Source organism: Ureibacillus sp. MALMAid1270 (assembly GCF_049202975.1).
In the GTDB taxonomy this organism is placed as follows: domain Bacteria; phylum Bacillota; class Bacilli; order Bacillales_A; family Planococcaceae; genus Ureibacillus.
Map to the genome: position 1 here is coordinate 39,697 of NZ_JBMIRP010000099.1, position 25,561 is coordinate 65,257.

A 25,561-nucleotide genomic window follows, 5' to 3' on the forward strand; every position below is an offset into this window, starting at 1 on the left:
TTCATTAATTTAATCAAAGTTGTCGAGATACGTGGTTTATTTAGACAGAATTTCGTGATTCTATTCAAAATTGTCTAAATAACAGGTTTATTTAGACAGAATTTCATGATTCTATTCAAAATTGTCTAAATAACAGGTTTATTTTGACAGGATTTCGTCAATTCAATCAAAGTTGTCGAGATACGTGGTTTATTTTGACAGGATTTCGTGATTCTATTCAAAATTGTCTAAATAACAGGTTTATTTTGACAGAATTCCGTGATTCTATTCAAAATTGTCAAAATAACAGGTTTATTTTGACAGAATTTCATCAATTCAATCAAAGTTGTCGAGATACGTGGTTTATTTTGACAGAATTTCATGATTCTATTCAAAGTTGTCTAAATAACTGGTTTATTTTGACAGAATTTCGTGATTCTATTCAAAGTTGTCTAAATAACAGGTTTATTTTGACAGAATTCCGTGATTCTATTCAAAATTAAAAAATGGCGCGTATCCGCTTGTTGCGTGACAAAATTCCATCAATCCCTGAAAATCTGGCACGCATTCTCTTGTTGCGTGACAAAATTCCATTAATCCCTGAAAATCTGGCACGCATTCTCTTGTTTCGTGACAATATTTCATCAATCCCCGAAATTTTGGCACGCATACCCTTGTTGCGTGACAGAATCTCTTTAATCCTTATAAATTTGTCACGAAACTCCAATCATTTCCCCCCCTTAAAAACTTCTTAAGAAAATCTTCATAAATTCTCTCCCCTTTTCTTCAGATTCGTTGGGTAGACTCAAACTAGTAAATTAATCAAAAGGACTGAGAATATGATAGTAGTTCAATCTTTGAATCACACATTTAAAATCAGGAAGAAAGGAAAAGAGAAGAAAATTGAGGTGTTAAAGAATATTGACTTCAAAATAAATCAGGGGGAGATCATCTCGATTGTTGGGAAAAGTGGTTCCGGTAAGTCGACGCTTCTCCAAGTCATTGCAGGGTTTATGAAACCGGACTCTGGATCTATTAAGGTCAACAACACCGAAATCGCGAAATTTAATGAAAAGCAAAGCGCAGCGTTCCGATTAGAAAACTTCGGATTCATCTTCCAAAACTTTCAGCTACTCCCGAATCAGAACGTTTTCGAAAACGTGGAGCTTCCACTCAAATTAAAGGGTGTCCAAAAATCGATCCGTAAGCATAACGTAGAGAGAATTCTTGAAAAAGTGGGCTTAACCCATGTAGCGGACCATTATCCGAACGAACTTTCAGGTGGGCAGCAACAACGAGTTTCTATTGCACGCGCCTTAATTACCAACCCGCCGATTATTTTAGCGGACGAGCCTACTGGAAGTCTCGATTCTCAAACTGAGATAGAGATTCTTGACCTTATCAAGCACTTAAATAAAACAGAAAATATTACTTTTATGATCATTACCCATGATGAAGAGGTTGCTCAAATTGCGCACCGCAAACTTCGCATGCATGATGGTTTATTGTTAGGAGATGTGAAACATGTTATTTAAAGATCAACTTTCATTCGTTTTACAACATATGAGTAAAAATAAACTTCGTGTTACTATGACAGTTCTAGCTGCTATGATCGGGTGTGCATTTTTAATTGTCCTTGCTTCAGTAGGGTTTGGGCTGCAAGAATCAATTAAACGAGAAATTTTAAATCAAGAAGACATTACAGAAATTAACCTTTGGGGCGATGAACCGTTAACGCAAGAAGAGATGACAGAAATCGAAGAAATGGATCATGTAAACGTCGTGTTAACACGCTATGAACTTTCAGATTCCATTCGCACAACTTTAGAAGATCGTGAAGCGGAATCTATGGGGAAAGCCGTTAATATGGAAGACCTGGCAAAGCTTCCATCTACATTAAGTGAAGGTCGACTTCCAGAAAACGCAAATGAAATTGTAGTAGGATACCATTTCGCACAGCGTTTACTAAATGATAAAGATCGTGAAATCATTGAACAAAAATCAAAAGAAGCAGATGAGCAAGGCAATTGGTATAATGGTTTAGGAGAAGGCTATAAAGGTGAGATTTTAAATAAAGAAGTCACGCTTCAATTTATGGATCCGGAGACTATGGAATATTTAGATGAGGGTCACACTTTTACAATTGTTGGTATTTTAGAAGCACCAGATTATGAGTTCCTAGTCGACAGCAGTATTTTATTCAGCGACGAATTACTTGAAGAACAACCTGACTTAATTGCATATCCAGCGACAACAATATATGTTGATACATTAGAAAACGTATTACCCGTGTTAGATCAATTAAAAGAAAATAACTACCAAGTTTATTCTCCTATTGAGCAAGTGAAAGAACTAGATTTATTCTTCTTAATTTTCAAAATCGGACTTATTTTTATCGGTACTATTTCAATTTTAATCGCTTCAATTGGTATCTTTAACACGATGACGATGGCGGTAACTGAAAGAACTCGTGAAATCGGTGTATTAAAAGCAATCGGCGCCTCTCCATCAATCATTCAGCGACTGTTCCTAATGGAAAGTGCCTTCATTGGATTGGTGGGAACGATTTTAGCAGTAATCGTATCTTACGGTTTAAGTTATGTAATTAATGCGGTTCTTCCATTAGTTGTTTCTTATGCTTTATCAGAAGACAATACTGATATGGCTGGCATTACGTTCTCTATCATTCCGATTAGCCTTGTCCTATTAGCGGGCGGTATTAGTATCTTCGTTGCAATCCTTTCCGGTTGGCGACCAGCTCGTAAAGCAACTAAAATTGAAGTTATCCAAGCATTAAGACAAGAATTATAATTAATAAAAGGGATGAAGTTTCGCACTTCATTCCTTTTTTATTTTTAATCCCGACAATTTTACTGATAATCCCGAAATTTTCACTAATAATCCCGACAATTTCATCGAAAATCGCGAAGTTTCACGCAACAATCTCGACATTATCAAATTTATACTAAATAAATACAATTTTTACTACCCCAAGCACATCCACATCCACATCCCCACTCCAAAAAACAAAATAAAAAACAGAAAACGAAGTCATTCTTCATTTCCTGCTTGCGGAAAGTATTTGGGTACTTTGCAATGCCCTTGAACTCAGTGCCTGGCACACTGCACATTAACAGTGCCCAGAGTCACTTACTATTCATACTTATTGTTGAGCTTGTTCAGCGCGTTCTTTTTCTTCTTTAATAACTACTTTACGTGATAAGTTTACGCGGCCTTGGTTGTCGATTTCGATACATTTTACTAATAACTGATCGCCAATTTTTAGAACGTCTTCAACTTTATTTGTACGTTCTTCTTGGATTTCAGAAATGTGTAATAATCCATCTTTGCCTGGGAAGATTTCACAGAATGCACCGAATTTTTCGATACGACGTACAGTTGCCATGTAGTACTCGCCTACAACTGCTTCGCGAACGATTGACTCGATAATTTCTTTCGCACGTTTGTTCATTGCATCATTAGTAGAAGAAATGTAAATTGTACCATCTTGTTCAGTATCGATTTTTACACCAGTTTCTTCGATAATTTTATTGATTGTTTTACCACCAGAACCGATTACATCACGGATTTTCTCTGGGTTAATACGAATTACTTCAATTTTAGGCGCATATTGTGATAATGATGTACGAGGCTTGTCCATTGTAGAAAGCATATGTTCAAGGATGATCATACGACCTGCTTTTGCTTGTTGTAATGCCTCTTCTAAAATATTGCGTGATAATCCATCAATTTTAATGTCCATTTGAAGCGCAGTAACACCTTTTGCAGTACCTGCTACTTTAAAGTCCATATCTCCAAGGTGGTCTTCCATTCCTTGAATGTCAGTTAAAATAGTGTAGTGCTCGCCTTTTTTCACAAGACCCATTGCGATACCAGCAACTGGAGCTTTAATCGGAACACCTGCGTCCATCATTGCAAGAGTTGATGCACAGATTGAAGCTTGTGATGTAGAACCGTTTGACTCTAATACCTCAGATACACAACGGATTGCATATGGGAAGTCTTTTTCATCTGGAATTACAGCTAGTAATGCTCGCTCACCTAACGCACCGTGACCAATTTCACGACGACCAGGACCACGCATTGGACCAGTTTCCCCTACTGAGAATTGAGGGAAGTTATAGTGGTGCATGAAGCGCTTAGATTCTTCTAGACCAAGACCATCGATAATTTGTACGTCACCTAATGGCCCTAATGTACAAATTGATAATGCTTGAGTTTGTCCACGAGTGAATAAACCAGAACCGTGCGCACGTTGTAATAAGTTGACTTCAGAAGATAATGGACGAATTTCATCTGGTTTACGACCATCAGGACGGACTTTCTCTTCTGTAATTAAACGGCGAACTTCATCTTTTACCATTTTATCTAATATTGTTTTCACTTGCTTCATTGTATCTTCGTCTGCTTCTTGCTCTTCGTAGCTAGCGATTACGCGCTCTTTAACAGCAGTGATTGCTTCTTCACGAGCATGTTTTTCAGCAGTTTGGATTGCTGCATTCATATCAGCTTCACAAGCTTCTTTAATTTGAGCTTCGATTTCTTTATCGATATCAAATAAAGTCACTTCGATTTTTTCTTTACCTACTTCAGCAACGATTTGTTCTTGGAAGGCAATTAATTTCTTAATTTCTTCATGACCAAACATGATTGCTTCTAGCATGATTTCTTCAGGTACTTCAAGAGCCCCTGCTTCTACCATGTTGATAGCATCTTTATTTCCTGCTACTGATAAGTGAATCGTACTTTTTTCTGATTGTTCAACTGTTGGGTTGACGATAAACTCACCATCTACGTAACCTACGTGAACACCAGCAATCGGTCCGTTAAACGGAATATCAGAAATAGCTAATGCTAAAGATGATCCAATCATTGCTGCCATGTCAGTAGGACCGTTTGGATCAGATGACATAACCATTGAAATAACCTGTACTTCGTTACGGAAGCCATCTGGGAACATTGGGCGGATTGGACGGTCGATTAAGCGAGATGTTAAAATCGCATGCTCAGAAGGACGTCCTTCACGTTTAATGAATCCACCAGGAATTTTACCAGCAGCATATAGACGTTCTTCATAGTTCACTGTTAGTGGGAAGAAATCTAGTGCTTTTGGTTGTTTTGACATTGTAGCTGTAGCTAATACTGCAGATTCGCCGTAACGAACTAAAGCAGCGCCGTTTGCTTGTTTAGCAAGTTGCCCAACTTCGATTACTAATGGACGTCCTGCCCATTCGTAAGTGTAGACTTTCTTTTCGGTCATTTAATGAACCCCTTTCTCATAGAAAAACACGATTTGTCGCCAATCTATTTTGGTGAAAATCGATTTGATTTCTTTTACTGATCTAATTTGAATTTCATATCAGTGTACAGACACAATACGTCTCAATATATATAATGTACCAATAGTAAGTGTAACAAAAAACAATTTTATATGCATAATATTTTCGATAAAAAAATGGATTTTTCGTTAAAATTTACATTTCATTTAGGGGATCAATGTATTTACTATAAAAAATTATTTTTACATAAATAAAAAGCGGGAAAATTTCCCGCTTTTCGTATGATCAGCTTTCTAATTGTACGCGAAGAAGTTTTCTTGAAAATAGTATTTGTAGTTGAATACAAATTCAAACCTACTTTGCTCACAATGTGAAAACTTTCGATTATCGACGTAAACCTAAACGTTGGATTAACTCACGGTAACGTTGAACATCAGTATCACGTAAGTATTTTAATAAGTGACGACGACGTCCGATTTTTTTAAGTAAACCGCGTTCTGAGTGGAAATCTTTTTTGTGTGTACGGATGTGTTCGTTTAACGCGTTGATTTCGTGTGTTAAAACTGCGATTTGTACTTCTGGAGAACCAGTATCTCCTTCGTGTGTGCGGAATTCCGCGATAAGTTCGTTTTTACGTTCTTTTGTAATAGCCATTATGATGGACCTCCTAAATTTTATTTAACTCCATTAGCACAGCAGTCGTTGGAGAATCGAAAAGCCGAGCTAAGGATAGTACATAACTGTACTAAAGTATAGTAACACAATTCGAAAATGAGAGCAAGGAATATCCACGTTTGCTAGATTTGCCTGTTTGGATTTCCTACTTTATTTTTGGATTAATGATTTTGGAAATAAAGAATCGCCTCTTGTTTATCTTTTTCGATTTGAGCTTTTAACGATTCGATCCCATCAAATTTTTGCTCACTTCGAATTCTTTTATACCAGCCAACGACAACTTCTTCGCCATAAATATTTTTATTAAAATCTAAAATATGAACTTCAATCGAAAGCTGTTTATCTTCAGGATTTTTAAAAGTTGGCTTGTAGCCGACATTACAAACTCCATCATACCATTCGTCTTGAACTAAAATACGAACGGCATAAACACCTGTTGCTGGAATAAAGCTACCTTCTTGCGATTGAATATTCGCTGTTGGGAAACCAATTGTGCGTCCACGTTTATCGCCATGAACAACAATCCCCGGTACTGCATATGGTCTGCCTAATAAATGATAAACCTCTTCCATATCGCCTGCTTGTAGGCTTTTGCGAATTCGTGTAGAGCTAATTTTTTCTTCATCATCTGTCAGTTTGTCCACAACTGTAACACCATAATCACCGTTACTTAATTCCTTCATTGTGTCCATATTTCCTTTTCCAAATGCACCGAAAGAATAATCAAATCCAGCCGTAACATGCACAACATTCAAATCACGGATAAAGAAATTAATAAATTCTTCAGGTGTCAGCTTGGCAAAATCGGATGTAAATTGAACAACAAATACCGTATCTACACCAAGCTCTTTTAATATATTGATCTTTTGTTGGAGTGGAGTAATATAAAATACTTTCTCTTTACGGCCACCAAGAACAATCGATGGATGCGGATCAAATGTCATCACTGCACTTTGCACATTTAATTCTTCTGCTTTTTGAATCGCACTTTTAATGACCGCTTGATGACCTCTATGTACACCATCAAAAAATCCAACTGCCAATGAATAAGAATTGGTTGAGTCCTCTAATTCATTGAGCTGATGGGGATATTTTAAATGAATCACATTCATACCTAAGCCTCCTACGTTATGTTTGGGAACATTTTCTCAGGCTTCATCAAACCTGCTTTTTCAGGATGAGGTATATACACTGCAAGTACCTTACCATCTGAAGTAAATACTATTTTATCATGTATTTCTAATAAATCATGAATAGGAAGAACTTGTCCATTCAAAATTTGTTTTTTATTGTCTTCTGTAATTTCAATAAATGGATATGACGATAGCGCATATTCAACAGGAAGGATGACTTGTTGGATTGCTCCTTCTTCCATTTGTTGTTGGACTACCTCGAGTGTTCGGCATTGATCTTTTGTGAATGTCCCAGATTTTGTTCGTACTAGCGAAGCCATATGTGCGGGATAGCCTAAAAGCTCCCCAATTTGTACTGCAAGTGTTCGAATGTAAGTCCCTTTACTACAAGCAATTCGGATTTTGAACGTCACTTCTACGCCTTCGTATAGGGGTTTTTCATCTAACAACTCTAGGGAATAAATTGTCACCTGACGTGTCGGACGTTCAACCGTCTCCCCATTTCGTGCATATTCGTACAGTTTTTTGCCGTTCACTTTCACCGCTGAGTACATCGGTGGAGTTTGTGAGATTTCGCCTGTTAGTTTTGTTAGGGCAGCTAGGAGCTGGTCTCTAGATATGGATTTGATGGAGGCGTCTTGCTCAACCGTTTCGCCTTCCGCATCTTCGGTAGTTGTAGTTCTACCAATGGATACAACAGCTTCATACTCTTTTCCGGCGTTTGTTAAGTATTCCGCAATACGCGTAGCCTGTCCAATACAGATTGGAAGCACACCTTCTACAGCCGGATCCAATGTCCCCGTATGGCCGACCTTCTTCGTTTTTAAAATTTTTCGTAATTTAAATACGCAGTCATGACTCGTCATGCCTCGTTCTTTCCATAAAGGCAGGATGCCGTTTAAATCGCTCATTTGTATGTTCACCTCCGGGGAGAATTGATATTAGTTAATAAAGATGGGTTTTCTGGATTTGGTGTTCTGGGTTTCTGGACAATTTTTTGGTTTAGTGAATAAAGTTGTCTAGTAAAACGGGTTTTCTAGACACTTTTTCTGGTTTCTGAAGAAAGTTGTCCAGTAAATCAGGTCTTCTAGACACTTTTTTCGTTTTCTGAAGAAAGTTGTCTAGTAAATCGGGTTTTCTAGACACTTTTTTCGTTTTCTGAAGAAAGTTGTCTAGTAAATTGGGTTTTCTAGACACTTTTTCTGGTTTCTGAAGAAAGTTGTCCCGAGAATTCAGCATATGAGACATTTCCTTGGGGTTTCCACCGTCAAATGTCTCATTTCAACCACTTTTGAGACATTATGCTGATGTTTTCATCTCCAAATGTCTCATTTCACCGGCTTTTGAGACATTTTATTTCTGATTCCAACTCAAAATGTCTCATTTCACCGGCTTTTGAGACATTTAATTTTAGATTCCAACTCAAAATGTCTCATTTCACCCTCTTTTGAGACATTTTGCTGATGTTTTCATCACCAAATGTCCCATTTCACCCTCTTTTTAGACATTTTACTTCTGATTCCAACTCAAAATGTCCCATTTCACCCTCTTTTGAGACATTTTATTTCTGATTCCAACTCAAAATGTCTCATTTCACCGGCTTTTGAGACATTTCACTCATGTTTCCATTCCCAAATGTCTCAGACGTGACACTTTTTAGCTATCCTCGTTTTTTTGTCACGCAACTCACGCTTTCGTGACACTTTCAGAGCTCTCCTCGATATTTTGTCACGCAACTCCAGCTTTCCCGCACTTCACCGCCGCCAGCACCGCACCCCGCACAGAACAGCACCCCACAACCCAAACCCAACACAAAAAGCCTGCCTGCATGTTGGATGCAGACGCAGGCTTTCTGTGTTTTACTCTTTATGAATCGAGCGTAGGAGCTCTTCGATTTTATTGCCATATTCGACGGAAGCGTCGAATTCGAATGTTATTTCGGGAGTACGGCGTAATCGAATGCGTTGACCGATTTCTGAACGGATGAAGCCTGTAGCCTTTACTAAGGCTGCTAAGGATTCTTGGCGTTCTTTTTCATTTCCTAGAGCAGTGATATAAACAGTTGCTTGTTGCAGATCTCCAGTCACGCGTACGTCTGTTACTGTTACGAAACCAACGCGTGGGTCTTTGATTTTGCGGCTAATAATTTCCCCAAGTTCTTTTTGGATTTGTTCTGCTATACGATTTGAACGTAATGACATAATTGTCACCCCTAATACTCAACAATTTCTTTAGGTTATTTATCCCCTAAACATTTATAAATATTCTCGCCAAACATCTAGTTGGTCCCATGCGGGGTAGGATTGTAAGAAATGTAGCGCATTATTAATTTCGCGTTCCGCACTGTCTTTCGAAGAAGAGACAGCGACAATACCTAGTTTTGTACGCTGCCACACATTTTGATGATCAATTTCAGCAATAGAGACGTTAAATTTTTGCTTTGTGCGAGAGATCATTCTTTGAAGAACGGCACGTTTTTCCTTTAACGAATGGGCTGTTTGAATCATAAACTCTACTTCGGCGTAGACAATCATGCGCGTTTAACTTCCTCCATAACAAAGGCTTCTAGAATGTCGCCTTCTTTAATGTCATTGAAGTTTTTAATAGTAATACCACATTCGTATCCTTTTGCTACTTCTTTTGCATCGTCTTTGAAACGTTTTAAAGAATCAATCTCACCTTCAAAGATAACAATGCCATCGCGGATAACACGTAAACCAGCATCGCGAGTCACTTTACCTTCTGTAATGTAAGATCCAGCAATTGTACCAACTTTTGATACTTTGATTGTTTGACGAACTTCTGCTTGACCGATAATTTTTTCTTCAAATTCTGGGTCTAACATACCTTTCATCGCTGCTTCAATTTCTTCAATTACTTTGTAAATGATTCGGTGTAAACGAATTTCAACACCTTCTTCTTCCGCAGCACGTTTTGCATTTACATCTGGACGCACGTTAAATCCAATAACGATTGCGTTCGATGCAGCAGCAAGTGAGATATCTGATTCTGTAATCGCACCAGCGCCTGTGTGAATGATTTTTACATTTACACCTTCTACATCAATTTTCATTAATGAGGCAGCCATCGCTTCAACAGTACCTTGTACGTCGGCTTTCACGATTACGTTTAATTCTTTTACTTCACCTTGGCTCATTTGTTCGAATAAGTTATCAAGTGTTACACGTTGTTTTTCAGAACGGCTTGCTTGAATAGCTGTCATCGCACGAGATTCACCAACTTGACGAGCTGTTTTCTCGTCTTCGAATACTACGAAACGGTCACCAGCTTGTGGTACTTCATTTAAACCAGTGATTTCAACTGGAGTTGAAGGGCCCGCTTCTTTTACTCGACGGCCAACATCATTTACCATCGCACGTACACGACCATATGCATGACCTACTACGATTGGATCTCCAACACGTAAAGTTCCGTCTTGCACTAGAAGTGTAGCAACAGATCCACGGCCTTTATCTAATTGAGCTTCAATTACTGTTCCAAGAGCAGTACGATTAGCATTTGCTTTTAACTCTGCTACTTCAGAAACTAATAAAATCATTTCAAGTAGATTGTCGATACCTTCGCCTTTTAATGCAGAAATTGGAACAAAGATTGTATCGCCGCCCCAATCTTCTGGAACTAGACCATGCTCTGTTAGTTCTTGCATAACGCGGTCAGGATTTGCAGTTGGTTTATCCATTTTATTCACTGCAACGATGATTGGTACTTCTGCAGCTTTAGCGTGGTTAATCGCTTCAACTGTTTGAGGCATTACACCATCATCTGCAGCAACTACGATAATCGCTAAGTCTGTAATTTTCGCTCCACGTGCACGCATTGTTGTAAATGCTGCGTGACCAGGAGTATCTAAGAATGTAATCTTTTTGTCGTTAACAACAACTTGGTAAGCACCAATATGTTGTGTAATACCACCAGCTTCTCCAGCTGTTACTTTCGTATTACGGATTGAGTCAAGTAAAGTCGTTTTACCGTGGTCAACGTGACCCATGATTGTTACGACTGGTGGACGTTCAATTAACTCGCCTTCAACAGTTTCTTCGTTTTGTTCGAAGTAAACTTCTAAGTCCGTTTTATCAATACGAATTTCTTCTTCTACTTCAACACCGTAATCAGCACAAATTAACTCGATTGCATCTTTATCAAGATCTTGGTTAATTGTTGCCATTACACCAAGCATGAATAATTTTTTAATTAATTCAGATGGCTCACGATGTAATTTTTTCGCTAATTCTGCAACAGTTAGTGACTCGTAGAAAGTAATTTTTTCTGGTAGTTCTTTTGGTGCAACCGGTTGTGAAGGTTGGTGTGTTTTTGGATGACGGCGTTTACCACCGTGAATTCCTGGCTTTTTATTTTTTTGGTTAAAGCCACCACCACCGCCGCCTTTATTGTTGTTGCGGTTGTTGCCTTGATTATTATTGTTACCTTCTCTAAAGTCGTTACCTCCACGGTTTTGACCACCTTGGTTATTGTTACGTTGGCTATTACTTTGAGAATTGTTGCGTTGATTGTTGTTTTTTGGTTTGTCGTTTGACGTTTTGGGTTTGTTTTGTGGTGCGTTATTTGGTCGCGTAGTTTTATTTTGTTCTGTCATTCTATCTTCTTTTCGTTTTTCTTGTTGGATTTTTTGATTACCTTGAATATTTTGGTTTTTTGGAGCTGGTTTAGCTTGTTTCTCTTGTTTTGGTGTAGAAGCACTTTGGTTGGCTGCTTTTCCGTTTTGGTTATACACAGAATCTAATTTAGATACAGCATCATCTGTCAGCGTTGACATATGATTAGTCACCGTAATATCTAATTTTTTCAGCTCTTCAATGACTTCCTTACTTGATTTATTCACTTTTTTTGCATACTCATGAACTCGAACTTTGGTCATCAGCTCACCCCCGATTTATTTTTCGTTGAGTAGACTAGACATCTTTTTCGCAAAGCCGCTATCTGTAATAGCAATTGCGACTCGGGCTTCTTTACCAGTAGCATGTCCTAGTTCGTAGCGATCACCTATCACATGATACTCAACATTGTAAAACTTACATTTATCTTGAATTTTTTTGGAAGAATTATGAGAAGCATCCGAGGCTAAGAAGATAAGCTTAGCATCACCGTTTTGTATAGATTTCACAACTAATTCTTCCCCTGAAATAATTTTACGAGCTCTCGCCGCTAATCCAATTAACTGGAATAGCTTGTCGTTTGTCATAAAATCGACTCCCTGCGGATCAGTCTCAATAATTCCTCATATACCTCTTCAGGGATTTTTACTTCTAATTGGCGTTCTAAACTATTTTTTTTACGAGCTAGTTCAACGGCCTCTTCAGTTTTTGATATATAAGCACCGCGCCCATTCTTTTTACCAGTTGGGTCAACGGATACTTCACCCTCTTTAGAGCGAACAACACGAATCATAGATTTCTTTGGAAGCATTTCACCTGTTACGACACATTTACGTAAAGGTACTTTTCTCCCTGTCGACATGAGAATCACCTTCCTACTAGTTCCTTACACTATATGAGTTGCATTGATCTCTCACTAATTAATGATCTTAAGATGATTATTCTTCGTCGTCTTGATATAAATCGTATTCTACGTTATCGAATGACTCATTTTCTTCTTCATCTTCGTCATATTGGTTTAAGAACGTGCTTGATTCAGATGGATAAATTCCTAATTCACGCGCATCTGTTTCACTCTTAATATCAATTTTCCAGCCTGTTAGTTTAGCAGCTAAACGAGCGTTTTGACCACGTTTACCAATAGCTAAAGATAATTGATAATCAGGAACTACAACTGTAGTTGATTTTTCTTCTTCATCTACTTGAACATCTAATACTTTAGATGGGCTTAATGCGTTAGCTACGAATACAACAGGATCTTCTGACCATTCAACGATATCAATTTTTTCACCATTTAATTCGTTAACGATCGTTTGAACACGTTGTCCTTTTGCACCAACACATGAACCAACTGGATCTACATCTTTGTCATGAGCATAGACAGAGATTTTAGAGCGGTCACCTGCTTCACGTGCGATTGATTTAATTTCAACGACACCTTCATAAATTTCTGGAACTTCCATTTCAAATAGGCGACGTAATAATCCTGGATGCGTTCTTGATACAATAACTTGTGGTCCTCTAGTTGTACGTTCTACTTTCGTAATATAGACTTTCAGACGTTGTTGAGGTTTGTAAACTTCACCTTGAATTTGCTCGTTGACTGGTAAAGCTGCTTCCACTTTTCCTAGGCTAATGTAAACGTTACGAGAATCCATACGCTCAATTGTACCGTTAACGATATCGTCAGTACGATCGATAAATTCTTCATAAATGATTCCACGTTCCGCTTCACGAACACGTTGTGTCACAACTTGTTTTGCAGTTTGAGCAGCGATTCGACCGAAGTTTTTAGGCGTTACTTCTTGTTCTAAAATATCGCCAACTTCATATGCTGGATTCACTTCTTTTGCTTCTTCTAAAGAAACTTGTAGACGATCATCTTCTACTTCTTCGACTACATCTTTACGTGAATAAACTTTCATCGAACCATTTTCTAAATTTAAGTCGACACGCACGTTTTGTGCTTGATTAAAATTACGTTTATATGCAGTAACTAGGGCTGCCTCGATTGCTTCAACTAATACATCTCTTGAAATTCCTTTTTGCTGTTCCAGAGCAGTTAAAGCATCTAGTAAATCACTACTCATTTCATTTTCACTCCTAAATATTCTGTTATGATGAAAAGTCAATTGCCAGTCGAGCTTTTGCAACTTTGTCTTTATCAATGAAAACATTTAATTTACGTGTTTTAATACGAACTTCCATTTCTAAGCCATCATCATTATATGCTTTTAAATAGCCTTCGAATTCTTTCATGTCTTTAATCGGTTCGTATGTTTTCACATAAATAAATTTACCAACCGCTTTTTCAAAGTCAGATTCCTTCTTTAATGGACGCTCAGCACCAGGCGAAGAAACTTCTAAATAATAGTTTTGTTCGATTGGATCCTTTTCATCGAGGATAACGCTTAGTCGTTCACTCACTAATGCACACTGTTCTATATCAATCCCGCCACCTGGTGTATCGATATAAACTCGAAGAAACCAATTGCGCCCTTCTTTGATGAATTCGATATCAACTAGTTCAAGGTTTAGCTCCTCTAAAATTGGTGTGACAAGCTCTTCAATGACTGTTGTTACTTTGCTCATAAGATCCTCCCAACGTACTCGTTCTTGTTCTTTATGCTTATATTTCCAAGTTGTAGTAGATATATACAAAGAACATACGGAAAACGAAATGTTGTGACTAAGTTTGGTTACAACATTTAGCTAGATAAATAAGACCTTCACCATTACTGGTGAAACTGTCTAAAAGTCGCCTACGAAATTTGAGATAACCGTAACAACAGAAAAGAGCGGGATATAAACCCACTCTTTTGCTGCATAACTATCAACAAATTATTACTTTTACAATAGCATAAATCAATACTGATTGCAAATTTACGTAAAACTGACACATGTTTCTAGAACAACGACAACTGATTAGCATCCGGCATGCCATCAAGACAGCCCATTTGATCCATATAGTCAATCAACGTTTTAGATACACGGCCGCGCATTTGTAAATCTTCTTTTGATAGGAATTCTCCATCTTCTCTTGCAGCTACAATCGCCTTCGCAACGTTTGTACCTAATCCAGGAATGGCATCAAATGGTGGGATTAATGAATTTCCATCAATGACCCATTCACTCGCTTGAGAACGGTATAAATCTACTTTACGAATATTCATTCCGCGCTCTGCCATCTCAAGAGCAATTTCTAATACCGTTAATAAATCTTTCTCTTTTTTCGAAGCTTCTAAACCTTTAGCATTTATTTCTTCAATGCGGGCACGAATCATCGAAGCACCTTGAGACATTGAAAGTAAATCAAAGTCGCTTGCACGAACTGTAAAGTATGTTGCGTAATAAATAAGTGGATGGTGCACTTTAAACCATGCAATACGCACTGCGTTTAATACGTAGGCAGTGGCATGTGCTTTCGGGAACATGTATTTGATTTTCTTACAAGAATCAATATACCAATTCGGAACATTTTGAGCTTTCATCGCAGCTTCCATATCTTCCGTTAAGCCTTTCCCTTTACGCACCGATTCCATAATTTTAAAGGCTAACCCTGGTTCTAATCCACGGTAAATTAAATAAACCATAATATCATCACGACAACCGATTACTTCTGCCAATACACAAGTTCCGTTTTGAATTAGTTCTTGTGCATTACCTAACCAAACATCGGTACCGTGGGATAACCCGGAAATTTGAAGCAATTCACTAAATGTAGATGGTTTTGTTTCCTCTAACATTTGGCGAACAAATCGCGTACCAAATTCGGGTATCCCTAGTGTACCTGTTTTACACATAATTTGTTCTTCTGTTACACCTAAAGATTCAGGAGTTGAGAAGATTTTCATTACTTCTGGGTCATCGGTTGGAATCGACTTTGGATCAATCCCTGTTAAATCTTGTAGCATACGTAATACGGTCGGATCATCGTGTCCTAGTATATCGAGCTTCAGGATATTATCGTGAATGGAATGGAAGTCGAAATGCGTTGTTTTCCATTCTGAGTCTTGAGCATCTGCCGGGAATTGCACAGGTGTGAAATCATAAATGTCCATATAATCAGGTACAACTAGAATACCACCCGGGTGCTGACCTGTTGTACGTTTAACGCCTGTACAACCTTGTACAAGTCGATCAACTTCTACCCCTCTAAACGTCTTCCCATGATCTGTTGAATACCCTTTTACATATCCGTAAGCTGTCTTTTCGGCAACCGTACCAATTGTTCCAGCACGGAATACATAATCCTCACCGAATAGCACTTTTGTATAGTTATGGGCATGAGCTTGGTATTCACCAGAGAAGTTCAAGTCGATATCGGGAACTTTATCCCCATTAAATCCTAAGAATGTTTCGAACGGAATATCGTGGCCGTCTTTTTTCAAGTTTGTACCACATTCAGGACATTCTTTATTCGGTAAGTCGAACCCAGAACCAACTGAACCATCTGTAAAGAATTCGCTGTAATGGCACTTAGGGCAAATATAGTGCGGTGCTAATGGATTAACTTCAGTAATTTCCATCATCGTCGCAACGAAGGAAGAACCTACGGAACCACGTGAACCTACTAAGTAACCGTCTGACAACGACTTTTTAACGAGCTGAGCTGAGATTAAATAAACAACCCCAAACCCGTGTCCTAAAATGGAATCCAATTCTTTTTCAATTCGTTTTTCAACGATCTCAGGTAATTTCTCACCGTAAATTTTATGAGCCATTTCATAGGTCATATTTGTAATTTGCTCATTGGACCCTTCAATATTTGGTGTATATAGTTTGTCCTTAATCGGAACAACTTCACCAATCATATCCGCTACTTTTTGTGAATTCGTTACTACGACCTCTTTCGCTAAATCAGGACCTAAGAAATCAAACTCCGCTAGCATTTCATTCGTTGTTCGGAAATGAACTTTCGGCAGTCTATAACGATTTAGAGGGTTTGCCCCACCTTGAGAACTAATTAATATTTCTCTAAAAATATGATCGTTTTCATTTAAATAGTGAACATTACCTGTTGCAACAACCGGCTTGTCCATTTTCTTTCCAAGCTTCACAAGTTTTCGAATAATATCTTCTAAATTCCATTCATCATGAACAATTCCACCATCAATTAATTGTGAGTAGACAGGTTTCGGATGAACTTCAATGTAGTCGTAAAACTTCGCTACTTTTTCTGCTTCTTCTGGTGATTTATTCATCATCGTTTCGAACAATTCACCGTTACTACAACCAGATCCAATAATCAGTCCTTTTCTTAACTTAATAAGATCGGAACGTCTAATCCTTGGAACACGGTGGTACGTTTCGGTATGAGCAATGGAAATGAGCTTAAACATATTTTTTAACCCATCATTATTAACGGCTAAAATCGTACAGTGATAAGGTCTACCTTGTTTATAGCTGTCATCACCATTGATATGTTTATTGAAATCATCATGATAATGAATACCTTTTTCTTTCGCTTCTTTCAATAAATGAAGCATTAACTCACCAGTTGCTTCTGTATCATAAATCGCACGGTGATGTTGGGTTAATTCGATTCCATATTTTTTACTTAACGTATTTAAACGGTGACTTTTCAATGTCGGATTTAACATACGAGAAAGTTCCAACGTATCAATTACAGGGTGAATAACGTCCTTAATACCAGCCTTTTCATACGCTGTATATAAGAATCCCATATCAAAGGATGCATTATGGGCTACAACAATGGCGTCGCCAATAAATTCGCGGAACTCACTTACAACTTGATCCACTTCTGGCGCATTTACTAACATGTCATCAGTAATATGTGTTAACTCGATAATTTTTGCTGTTAAAGGTTTATGAGGATTAGCAAATCGTTCAAATTTATCGATTACTTTTCCATCTTTTATTTTTACTGCGGCTAACTCGATGATTGTGTCATATGCAGTAGAAAGACCTGTTGTCTCAACGTCGAATACAACAAATGTTGCACTATCTAATTCGATATGTTGCTCGTCGTAAGCAATTGGTGAACCATCGTCTACTAAGTTCGCTTCTACACCATAAATAATTTTAATGCCATGCTTTTTCCCTGCTGCATATGCATCTGGGAAGCCTTGAGCTACGGCATGGTCTGTTATGGCGATTGCTTTATGGCCCCATTTAGCCGCTTGTCCCACTAACTGATCGATTGGTGTAACGGCATCCATTGTACTCATTGGCGTATGTAGATGTAGTTCTACACGTTTTTCGCCTTCTGGTGCAGTATCTTTTCTTGTTTCTTTATGGATTTCATGAATACCTTGTGCCATGATCACTAAATCGCGGACAAATGTATCATTTTGAACAGCTCCACGAACTTTAATCCACATACCTTTTTTCAAGTGGGTCATCATTTCAGCCTCTTCGTCATTACGTGAGAACATTTTCACTAAAATGGAATCTGTGTAGTCTGTCATTTTAATTTCAAGTAATGAACGACCACTCTTTAGAACTTTTACTTCAACAGCAAATACAAAACCTTCGATTACTACACTACGTTCTTCATCTTGAATACTCTTGATATCAATAATATCCGTCTCTCGAATTTGGGTTCCTAATTGGAATGGCCCACTAACTTCGACAGCAGCTGTTTTTTCGCTAGCTGTTACACGACTATTGAAATCTTCCAATGCTTGTCTTGCTAACTCAGCCTCTTCTAATTGACGTCTTTCCAAATATTCTTCTTGAGCAAGGCGTACTTCTTCTGTTATTTCAGATAGCTTAAAGTCAATAGCTATATTAGGGAACCCAAGGCTTCTGTATGCATTACTGATTTTATCCGCATATTTTGCCTTTAACGTCAGTTGCTCTACTTCCATCATACATTCGACAACTAGCTTACTGCCTGTCCACGATGGAATTTGGGAGATTAAGATCTCTTTTAATGGTGGCGACATTTGGTCAATTTGATTGACTACTGTTAACCAATAATCTAATACAAGCTTTTCATTGACCTCTGGATTTTCCACCGCAAATGTAACATCAGTCTTTGCAATCGAAGAAAACTCTTCAGCCATTCTTGTTGTGAAAAGTTGGTATAAAGGAAATGGTAAGATATTTTTGAGTTTAATAGAAAAATCCCACAAACGTTCTTTTTTATGTACAGTAACACGAGTGAGTTCACCCTGTTCAAAAAATGACATATAGACATCTTCAGTTAATTTTAACTGCTGTAATAGTGTTAAAAATAATTGCCGCTCTTTTTGCTTTTCAGGCATATGACTCACCTACTTTCTTAAACTTAAAAAGAGGAGTACAGTGACGTACCCCACCTTATTAATAGACCCGGAAATACTCATTCAAACGGTCAATTAGCTCTTCTTTGGCGCATTCAAATGTTTCACCTGTACGTCTATATTGAACTTTTACAATTCCTTGTTGCACTTTTGAACTAACAATTACTTGAACTGGTAGCCCGATTAGATTCGCATCGTTCAATTTTTCATCTATTGTTGTATGTCGATCATCAAATAAAACATCAAACTGATAAGTGGATAAAATATTATATAACTGCTCAGAAACGAGCCACTCTTCTTCATTCTCCACATTTTCAGTTAATAAATGCACATCAAATGGTGCAATTGAATTCGGCCATGTAAAGCCGCTTCCATCCTGGTAAAATTGTGAAGCAACCGCAAATAGTCGAGATACGCCAAGTCCGTATGCTCCCATTTGTAATGGTTTTTTATCTCCAAATTCATCTACAAACAACGCTTCACTTTCAACTGAGTACGTTGAACCTAATTTGAAAATATGTGCGACTTCAAAGCCTTTTGCAAATTGAATCGTTCCGATCCCATCAGGAGAAGGCTCACCTTCCTGTATATAACGTATATCTTCGTAAGCATTAATAGCAAAATCTCGCTCAGGATTTACATTTTCGTAGTAATAGCCGTCTTCATTTGCACAAGCTACCCCATTACTAATAGACTTAATACCATTATCAGCTATAACTTTCACTTGGACAGGAAGTTTTATTGGGCCTACCGAATTAACTGAGCACCCGATTATTTCCCGGGTAAAATCATCATCCGCTAAAGTTAGGTTTTTAACATGAAGCAAATTTTTCAACTTCACTTCATTTAACTGATGATCCCCTCGATAGAGTACGACCAATAGTTCATCATTTATTTTATATGTTTTTGTTTTTATTATTTTCTCAGGAGGCAGTTCCAACTGATTAAGAATGTCCTCATCTTTATCCGGATCAATGCTGAACTTTTGCTTTTTTAATTCTTTCAATTCTTCAGCATGAGTGAAATGTTGTGTAATTACTTCTGCTAAGTCAATATTCACAGCGTAATCCGATTCATTGGAATAAGCAATGGTTACATCACCATTTTCAGATAGGACAATGAATTCATGAGAGATTTCACCGCAATAATTTCCTAAATCCGCTACAACTTTCTTATAGGTAAGCCCCAGTCGACTAAAAATAGTAGAGTACGCTTGCTCCATTTTCCCATAAAACTCATCAAGACTTTCTTTGGAATTGTGGAAGGAGTATGCGTCCTTCATAATAAATTCTAAACTTTTAAAAAGACCATTTTGCTCAAGTTCATCGCGAAATTTCGTTTGTATTTGGTAAAGCACTAATGGTAACTGTTTATAAGATTTAATTTGTTCCTTCACTATTGAAGTTAATATCTCTTCATGGGAAGGTGCTAAATATAGCTCTTCACTTTTCCGGTTTTGTATATGAAAAAGCTCCACATTCTTAGAAACAGCATCATTCGATGGTCTTTCTTGTTGAAATGAATTTAAAATGGGTAATGAAATTTCATTAGCTTGTAGTCTATTCATTTCTTCCCGGATCAGTTTTTCTATTTTGAACAGAACTCGTTTTGCTAACGGTAAATAGGATATGAACCGTCCATTTTGCAAATGAATATAGCCTGCTCGTTCTAATAAATTATTTGAATTTGTTAATTGGTTTGAAGGCACTTCATAATTTGTTCTTATAAATGAAAGACTTTGTTTCACTTAAGCCGCGCCACCTTCGAAATAAAATAGTTTCCCTCCATAGCATAGCACAGAAAGGGTTCTAAAATCGTTAAAAATTCATTTCAAATTTTAGTTGTTTAGAAAAAATTATCCATAAGAAAAAATGAACCTTATTCAGTGAGGATTCGCTGAATAAGGTTGCATTTGATTTGATTACTTCTAATAACACTTTTAGAAGAAGAATCTTTGTATGTCGTTCCAAGTTACTACAACCATTAAGATCATTAATAACACGATTCCTACAAAGTGGACCATACCTTCTTTTTGACGATCGATTGGTTTTCCTCTTAATGCTTCAATACCGAAGAACAGTAATCGACCACCATCTAAAGCTGGTAGTGGAAGTAGGTTCATAATCCCGAGGTTAATACTTAATAGTGCTGCCCAGTTCATTAGGTTAAAGATACCATAAGTTGCAACTTCTTCTGTTGCTTTATAGATTCCCACAGGTCCCGATAGTGCATCTATTGTAAATTGACCTGTTACGAGTTTACCTAATAATTCAAAGATGAGCACTGTGTAATTATAAGTTTGTGTTGCACCGAAAACAATGGCTTTTAATGGGTTAAACTCTACAGGGCTTTGATAAGAAACTCCGATTTGACCATATTGATCACCGCTATCTTCTAAAGTAGTAGGTGTCATTGTTAAATCTAATAGTTTGCCATCGCGTTCTACGACAAAGGACAATTCTTTCCCTGGATTATCATAGACTGTACCTTGTAATTCCTGCCATCTGTCAATTTCTACACCATTAATTTCACGTACAAGGTCACCTGCTTGCATGCCTGCCATTTCAGCTGGTCCATTATCTACAACATCATGGATGACAGGTTCATACGTAGGAACCCCTCTTAACACACCTAGTAATGTAAGGACAAGGAAAGCTAAAATAAAGTTAAAGAGCGGTCCTGCAAAAATGGCCATCGCACGTTGACCAACAGTTTTAGAGTTAAATTGACGATCTAATGGTGCGATCATCACTTCTATGCCATTTTCAACAAGTATAGCATTTCTAGAAATTTTGTATCGTACCAAACGATCTTCTTCATCATAACCTTCGATAAATAAGTCTTTTTCTAAGTCTGCACGTTCAACTTCTAAAAATACGATATTTGGATGTGTCACGCTTTGGTTTAAATAGATTCGTTCTGCTACATCGTCATCGTTTAAAATAATTCCAACTCGATAGCCTGGTTGAAGCTCGACTGAATCCATATCTTCTCCAGCCATTCTTACATAACCACCAAGAGGTAATAAACGAATTGTATAGAGTGTTTCACCTTTTGTCATACCGAATATTTTTGGACCCATTCCAATGGCAAATTCACGAACCATTATACCTGCGCGTTTAGCTAACAGGAAATGTCCTAGTTCATGGAAAAAAACAAGAGATCCAAATATGATAATAAATGCGAGTACTGTTTGCATCCGATTCCCACCTTCAAGAGCCTATTTTCATGTCGCTCAATTTGTTTTGTATTTGTCATGTAACTATTCTTTGGTACTCTTCAAACCACTCCATCAATGGAGCAGTTCAACTTCGATAGTTGAAACAATTTAACCATTCAATAGTTACAATTCATTTCTACAAAATCTGAATGTAGTCTATTGTACCATGCTAAGAACAGTTTTTCTCGTTTCACTATCTACATGTAAGATTGTTTCCAAATCAGGTAGTAGAATATTGTTATGGTCGTTCATAATTTGTTCTATCACTTCGTCGATTTGTAAGAAAGATATTTTCTCTTGTAAAAATAGAGAAACTGCTGCTTCGTTTGCTGCATTCATCGCTGTTAAGATTGTCCCACCAGTTCGTCCAGCTTCATAAGCAAGCTTTAAAGCACGGTAACGATCAAAATCTACTTCTTTAAAATTCAATTGACCAATTTGAGCTAGATTTAATCTCGTGCTATTTTTCAATGGTAGACGATCTGGGTAACTTAGTGCATATTGAATTGGAACTCTCATATCTGGTGTACCAAGTTGAGCAATGACACTTGTATCATCATACTCTACTAGAGAGTGAATAATACTTTCTTTATGCAATAAAACATCAATATTATCATATGGCATATCAAATAAAACATGTGCCTCTATTACTTCTAACCCTTTGTTCATCATCGTGGCAGAGTCTATCGTAATTTTAGCACCCATCGACCAGTTCGGATGGTTTAAAGCTTCTTTTACAGTAACGTGTTTTAACTCTTCTCGAGTTTTATCACGGAAGGAGCCACCTGAAGCAGTAATAATAATTCGGCTTACTTGTTTTCTATTTTCACCATTCATAGATTGGAAAATAGCTGAATGCTCACTATCTACCGGTAAAATCGCTACATTATGTTTTTTTGCTTCGGCCATAACAATATGACCTGCTGTTACTAATGTTTCTTTATTGGCAATGGCAATCGTTTTCCCCATACGAATGGCAGCTAAAGTCGATTCCAGACCAATACTACCTAAAACGGCATTTAGTAATACTGTTGTATCAGGATGTGTTGCTACTTCAACTAATCCTTTTTTTCCATATGTAAAATGTACAGTTGGAAACTGCTTTTGCAGTTCGATTGCATCTTGTTCCTCTTGTACAGAAACAAGCTCAGGTTGTAACTGTTTAATTATTTCAATAGTTTTCTCGATATTTTTTCCGGAAGAAAATGCAACCAGTTTAAACTGTTCAGGATATGCAAGTAAAATATCAACAGTTTGCATACCTATAGAACCGGTTGCACCGAGCAGACTAATTTTTTTCAACATAAAAACTTCCTTTCACTAACTCACAAAATGCAATAAGTTTAATAACGGCAGTACGAATAATAAGCTATCAAAACGATCTAAAATACCACCGTGACCAGGTAAAATCCATCCGGAATCCTTCACATTGTAGTGACGTTTAATAGCCGACTCCACAAGGTCACCAAGTTGGCCAAAAATGGAACTAAATACCGTTACTACGATGAAATATGTCCACGACACATTAAATGGAACGATTATTTGCATAATACAAGCTAAAATAACCGCAATGATGATCCCGCCTACAAAGCCTTCAATTGTTTTATTTGGAGAGATTTCTGGCCATAACTTATTTTTACCAAGTTTTCTTCCAGTAAAATACGCACCTGAATCTGTTGACCAAACAACAAGTAAAGCATAAATAATATACATAAGACCAGCTTCTCGTGTCGTAATTAAGTAATAGAATCCAATCCCGATATATAATGCGCTAAGAATAATAAATCCAATTTCATCGAAGGTAAAATGATTTTTTACCACTACCGAATAAGCTAACAATAATATCGTAGCAATTGTTAGTAATTCATATTTTGAATAAGTAGTTAAATCTTCAATATAAGTAGCCCAATCAACTGGCATTAATATTGAAAATACAATTAATGTCCCTATTAACCCAGGGAGTGAATAAATTTTTATGCCTTTCATATGGAGAATTTCATACAGCGCAACGAGTGCTAATCCGTAAACTCCAATTGTAAAGGGTAAATCTCCATACACAACAAACGGGATAAAGATAGCTGCTGCTATTAGTCCCGTTATGATCCGTTGCTTCAATTTTTTCCTTCTCCTTTCAACCCTCCGTACCGACGATTTCTCTTTTGGTAAGCATGGATTGCTTCCAAGAAAGTAGGCTCATCAAAGTCTGGCCAAAGAGTTTCAGTAAACCAAAATTCTGTATACGCTAGTTGCCATAACATAAAATTACTTAAACGAACTTCACCGCTTGTGCGAATTAATAAATCCGGCTCTGGTAATGCGGATGTCATCAAATACTGATTAACGGTAAATTCATCAACCTCATCAATTGATAACTTTCCATCGTTTACATTAGTTAGTATTACCTTCATTGCCTGTACTATTTCATCACGACTACCATAGTTCATAGCAAAATTTAAAATTAATCCCGTATTATATTTTGTTTTCTCAATCGCATCATTTAAAACGTTTTGTGTATGCTTCGGAAGTCCATCCTTATTCCCCATCATAATGACTTTTATGTTACGTTCCATTAACTCAGGCAAAAATGAGGTAAGAAACTTTTCAGGTAAACTCATTAAATATTCTACTTCATTTTTGGGTCGTTTCCAGTTTTCAGTCGAAAATGCATAAAGTGTCAGCACTTTAATGCCGCCTAAATCATCTGCGATACGAGCCACTTTTCGTACGACTTTCATCCCTTCATGATGGCCCGCAATACGAGGTAATGCTCGTTTCTTTGCCCAACGTCCGTTACCGTCCATAATAATTGCAATGTGGCATGGAAGTAATTCTTTATTAGCCAATACTGTTTCTCGGCCTAATAAAGTTTTTTGTTTGTTCTGTTTTTTTCCAAATATTTTTGAAAACATTCTGTTATTCCTCCATTTGACATTAAATCGGACGTATATTCATAATCATATCAAAAACGAATGTTTATGTCCTTTGTAAATAACATAAACTTTTTTATTTTTACATAATTTTCTACTTAAATATGTATCACGAACTAAATTGATGTTGTAATTTGAGTAAGTTGGTGTGTATGTTTGTTTGGCTTTTCTAAATGTGCCAGATTATCAACGTTTGAATAAAGGCGGAATGGATCTGCTACGTGAGCTGGTGAAGCGCTGGCTCGCTGGCTCATGGACATGGACATCTTTTGGAAGGTACTTACCAGTCAATTTGAGCATATTACCCCGAATCGACCCTTCAACTTTTTCATCACTTTAACGAAAAAGACGTCCTTTATGGGAGGACGTCTCTAGTAACATAAAGTTCTAACTTTTAGCTAATTTTTAATAAACTAACTGCAGAAATATAGTTTTCTAATCAT

21 protein-coding genes are annotated in these 25,561 nt (G+C 37.3%); 2 read left to right on the forward strand and 19 right to left on the reverse strand.

Translation table 11 applies throughout. From position 1 onward, the window contains the following. Nucleotides 1-478 precede the first annotated feature (478 nt). Entirely contained in the window at nt 479-706 is a 228-nt protein-coding gene (locus ACOQFO_RS16915) for a hypothetical protein (RefSeq protein ID WP_421690851.1), read from the reverse strand. A 112-nt stretch (nt 707-818) separates the two neighbouring features. On the opposite strand from ACOQFO_RS16915, the gene ACOQFO_RS16920 reads away from it, so the two are divergent. Then, nucleotides 819-1,514, forward strand: a complete 696-nt coding sequence (locus ACOQFO_RS16920) for an ABC transporter ATP-binding protein (protein WP_421690852.1) — start codon at nt 819-821, stop codon at nt 1,512-1,514. Continuing rightward, nucleotides 1,504-2,790, forward strand: a complete 1,287-nt coding sequence (locus tag ACOQFO_RS16925; protein WP_421690853.1) for an ABC transporter permease — start codon at nt 1,504-1,506, stop codon at nt 2,788-2,790. The genes ACOQFO_RS16920 and ACOQFO_RS16925 overlap by 11 nt, the downstream gene beginning before the upstream one ends. 352 nt (nt 2,791-3,142) lie before the next feature. On the opposite strand, the gene pnp is transcribed toward ACOQFO_RS16925, so the two are convergent. The 18 genes from pnp to ACOQFO_RS17015 form a co-directional block, all read right to left on the reverse strand. Next, nucleotides 3,143-5,260 (reverse strand): polyribonucleotide nucleotidyltransferase, encoded by a 2,118-nt coding sequence (gene pnp / locus ACOQFO_RS16930; protein WP_421690854.1) that lies wholly within the window; start codon nt 5,258-5,260, stop codon nt 3,143-3,145. A gap of 403 nt (nt 5,261-5,663) precedes the next feature. Then, the gene (gene rpsO / locus ACOQFO_RS16935) at nt 5,664-5,933 is read right to left on the reverse strand and encodes a 30S ribosomal protein S15 (RefSeq protein WP_421690855.1); all 270 of its coding nucleotides are present in this window, start codon (nt 5,931-5,933) and stop codon (nt 5,664-5,666) included. Between the two features lie 182 nt (nt 5,934-6,115). Further along, entirely contained in the window at nt 6,116-7,066 is a 951-nt protein-coding gene (ribF, locus tag ACOQFO_RS16940) for a riboflavin biosynthesis protein RibF (RefSeq protein ID WP_421690856.1), read from the reverse strand. Nucleotides 7,067-7,077: 11 nt separating this feature from the next. Continuing rightward, nucleotides 7,078-7,998: a tRNA pseudouridine(55) synthase TruB gene (gene truB / locus ACOQFO_RS16945; protein WP_421690857.1), complete on the reverse strand. Its 921-nt coding sequence runs from the start codon at nt 7,996-7,998 to the stop codon at nt 7,078-7,080. A 948-nt stretch (nt 7,999-8,946) separates the two neighbouring features. Further along, nucleotides 8,947-9,288, reverse strand: a complete 342-nt coding sequence (rbfA, locus tag ACOQFO_RS16950) for a 30S ribosome-binding factor RbfA (protein ID WP_421690858.1) — start codon at nt 9,286-9,288, stop codon at nt 8,947-8,949. A gap of 54 nt (nt 9,289-9,342) precedes the next feature. After that, nucleotides 9,343-9,621 (reverse strand): DUF503 domain-containing protein, encoded by a 279-nt coding sequence (locus tag ACOQFO_RS16955; protein ID WP_421690859.1) that lies wholly within the window; start codon nt 9,619-9,621, stop codon nt 9,343-9,345. Continuing rightward, nucleotides 9,618-11,984, reverse strand: a complete 2,367-nt coding sequence (infB, locus tag ACOQFO_RS16960; RefSeq protein ID WP_421690860.1) for a translation initiation factor IF-2 — start codon at nt 11,982-11,984, stop codon at nt 9,618-9,620. Before infB ends, ACOQFO_RS16955 begins: the two co-directional genes overlap by 4 nt. Nucleotides 11,985-11,999: 15 nt before the next feature. Beyond that, complete coding sequence (locus tag ACOQFO_RS16965) at nt 12,000-12,308, reverse strand: YlxQ family RNA-binding protein (RefSeq protein ID WP_421690861.1); 309 nt, start codon at nt 12,306-12,308, stop codon at nt 12,000-12,002. Further along, the gene (rnpM, locus tag ACOQFO_RS16970; protein WP_421690862.1) at nt 12,305-12,583 is read right to left on the reverse strand and encodes an RNase P modulator RnpM; all 279 of its coding nucleotides are present in this window, start codon (nt 12,581-12,583) and stop codon (nt 12,305-12,307) included. Before rnpM ends, ACOQFO_RS16965 begins: the two co-directional genes overlap by 4 nt. A gap of 76 nt (nt 12,584-12,659) precedes the next feature. Further along, complete coding sequence (gene nusA, locus ACOQFO_RS16975) at nt 12,660-13,811, reverse strand: transcription termination factor NusA (protein ID WP_421690863.1); 1,152 nt, start codon at nt 13,809-13,811, stop codon at nt 12,660-12,662. A 25-nt stretch (nt 13,812-13,836) separates the two neighbouring features. Continuing rightward, entirely contained in the window at nt 13,837-14,313 is a 477-nt protein-coding gene (rimP, locus tag ACOQFO_RS16980) for a ribosome maturation factor RimP (RefSeq protein ID WP_421690864.1), read from the reverse strand. Nucleotides 14,314-14,627: 314 nt separating this feature from the next. Beyond that, nucleotides 14,628-18,953, reverse strand: a complete 4,326-nt coding sequence (locus tag ACOQFO_RS16985; RefSeq protein ID WP_421690865.1) for a PolC-type DNA polymerase III — start codon at nt 18,951-18,953, stop codon at nt 14,628-14,630. Nucleotides 18,954-19,011: 58 nt separating this feature from the next. Next, the gene (proS, locus tag ACOQFO_RS16990; RefSeq protein WP_421690866.1) at nt 19,012-20,718 is read right to left on the reverse strand and encodes a proline--tRNA ligase; all 1,707 of its coding nucleotides are present in this window, start codon (nt 20,716-20,718) and stop codon (nt 19,012-19,014) included. A gap of 192 nt (nt 20,719-20,910) precedes the next feature. After that, on the reverse strand, nt 20,911-22,170 hold the full coding sequence (rseP, locus tag ACOQFO_RS16995; protein ID WP_421690867.1) for an RIP metalloprotease RseP: 1,260 nt from the start codon (nt 22,168-22,170) through the stop codon (nt 20,911-20,913). A 177-nt stretch (nt 22,171-22,347) separates the two neighbouring features. After that, nucleotides 22,348-23,493, reverse strand: coding sequence for a 1-deoxy-D-xylulose-5-phosphate reductoisomerase (locus tag ACOQFO_RS17000; RefSeq protein ID WP_421690868.1), 1,146 nt, complete (start codon nt 23,491-23,493; stop codon nt 22,348-22,350). A gap of 18 nt (nt 23,494-23,511) precedes the next feature. Next, nucleotides 23,512-24,306 carry a phosphatidate cytidylyltransferase gene (locus ACOQFO_RS17005; RefSeq protein ID WP_421690869.1) on the reverse strand — a complete coding sequence of 265 codons (795 nt, stop codon included), beginning with the start codon at nt 24,304-24,306 and terminating at the stop codon, nt 23,512-23,514. Continuing rightward, nucleotides 24,303-25,100: an isoprenyl transferase gene (locus tag ACOQFO_RS17010; protein WP_421690870.1), complete on the reverse strand. Its 798-nt coding sequence runs from the start codon at nt 25,098-25,100 to the stop codon at nt 24,303-24,305. Before ACOQFO_RS17010 ends, ACOQFO_RS17005 begins: the two co-directional genes overlap by 4 nt. Before the next feature lie 134 nt (nt 25,101-25,234). Next, entirely contained in the window at nt 25,235-25,372 is a 138-nt protein-coding gene (locus ACOQFO_RS17015) for a hypothetical protein (protein ID WP_421690871.1), read from the reverse strand. Nucleotides 25,373-25,561: the final 189 nt, after the last annotated feature.

What these genes read in the sequence shown, in the direction of transcription:
- rnpM (WP_421690862.1), bottom strand. Translation starts at nt 12,583, where the DNA reads ATGTCGACAGGGAGAAAAGTACCTTTACGTAAATGTGTCGTAACAGGT.
- ACOQFO_RS17010 (WP_421690870.1), bottom strand. Translation starts at nt 25,100, where the DNA reads ATGTTTTCAAAAATATTTGGAAAAAAACAGAACAAACAAAAAACTTTA.
- ACOQFO_RS17015 (WP_421690871.1), bottom strand. Translation starts at nt 25,372, where the DNA reads ATGAGCCAGCGAGCCAGCGCTTCACCAGCTCACGTAGCAGATCCATTC.
- ACOQFO_RS16920 (WP_421690852.1), top strand. Translation starts at nt 819, where the DNA reads ATGATAGTAGTTCAATCTTTGAATCACACATTTAAAATCAGGAAGAAA.
- rbfA (WP_421690858.1), bottom strand. Translation starts at nt 9,288, where the DNA reads ATGTCATTACGTTCAAATCGTATAGCAGAACAAATCCAAAAAGAACTT.
- ACOQFO_RS16925 (WP_421690853.1), top strand. Translation starts at nt 1,504, where the DNA reads ATGTTATTTAAAGATCAACTTTCATTCGTTTTACAACATATGAGTAAA.
- rseP (WP_421690867.1), bottom strand. Translation starts at nt 22,170, where the DNA reads ATGCAAACAGTACTCGCATTTATTATCATATTTGGATCTCTTGTTTTT.
- rimP (WP_421690864.1), bottom strand. Translation starts at nt 14,313, where the DNA reads ATGAGCAAAGTAACAACAGTCATTGAAGAGCTTGTCACACCAATTTTA.
- ACOQFO_RS16985 (WP_421690865.1), bottom strand. Translation starts at nt 18,953, where the DNA reads ATGCCTGAAAAGCAAAAAGAGCGGCAATTATTTTTAACACTATTACAG.
- nusA (WP_421690863.1), bottom strand. Translation starts at nt 13,811, where the DNA reads ATGAGTAGTGATTTACTAGATGCTTTAACTGCTCTGGAACAGCAAAAA.
- infB (WP_421690860.1), bottom strand. Translation starts at nt 11,984, where the DNA reads ATGACCAAAGTTCGAGTTCATGAGTATGCAAAAAAAGTGAATAAATCA.
- pnp (WP_421690854.1), bottom strand. Translation starts at nt 5,260, where the DNA reads ATGACCGAAAAGAAAGTCTACACTTACGAATGGGCAGGACGTCCATTA.
- ribF (WP_421690856.1), bottom strand. Translation starts at nt 7,066, where the DNA reads ATGAATGTGATTCATTTAAAATATCCCCATCAGCTCAATGAATTAGAG.
- ACOQFO_RS16965 (WP_421690861.1), bottom strand. Translation starts at nt 12,308, where the DNA reads ATGACAAACGACAAGCTATTCCAGTTAATTGGATTAGCGGCGAGAGCT.
- truB (WP_421690857.1), bottom strand. Translation starts at nt 7,998, where the DNA reads ATGAGCGATTTAAACGGCATCCTGCCTTTATGGAAAGAACGAGGCATG.
- ACOQFO_RS16955 (WP_421690859.1), bottom strand. Translation starts at nt 9,621, where the DNA reads ATGATTGTCTACGCCGAAGTAGAGTTTATGATTCAAACAGCCCATTCG.
- rpsO (WP_421690855.1), bottom strand. Translation starts at nt 5,933, where the DNA reads ATGGCTATTACAAAAGAACGTAAAAACGAACTTATCGCGGAATTCCGC.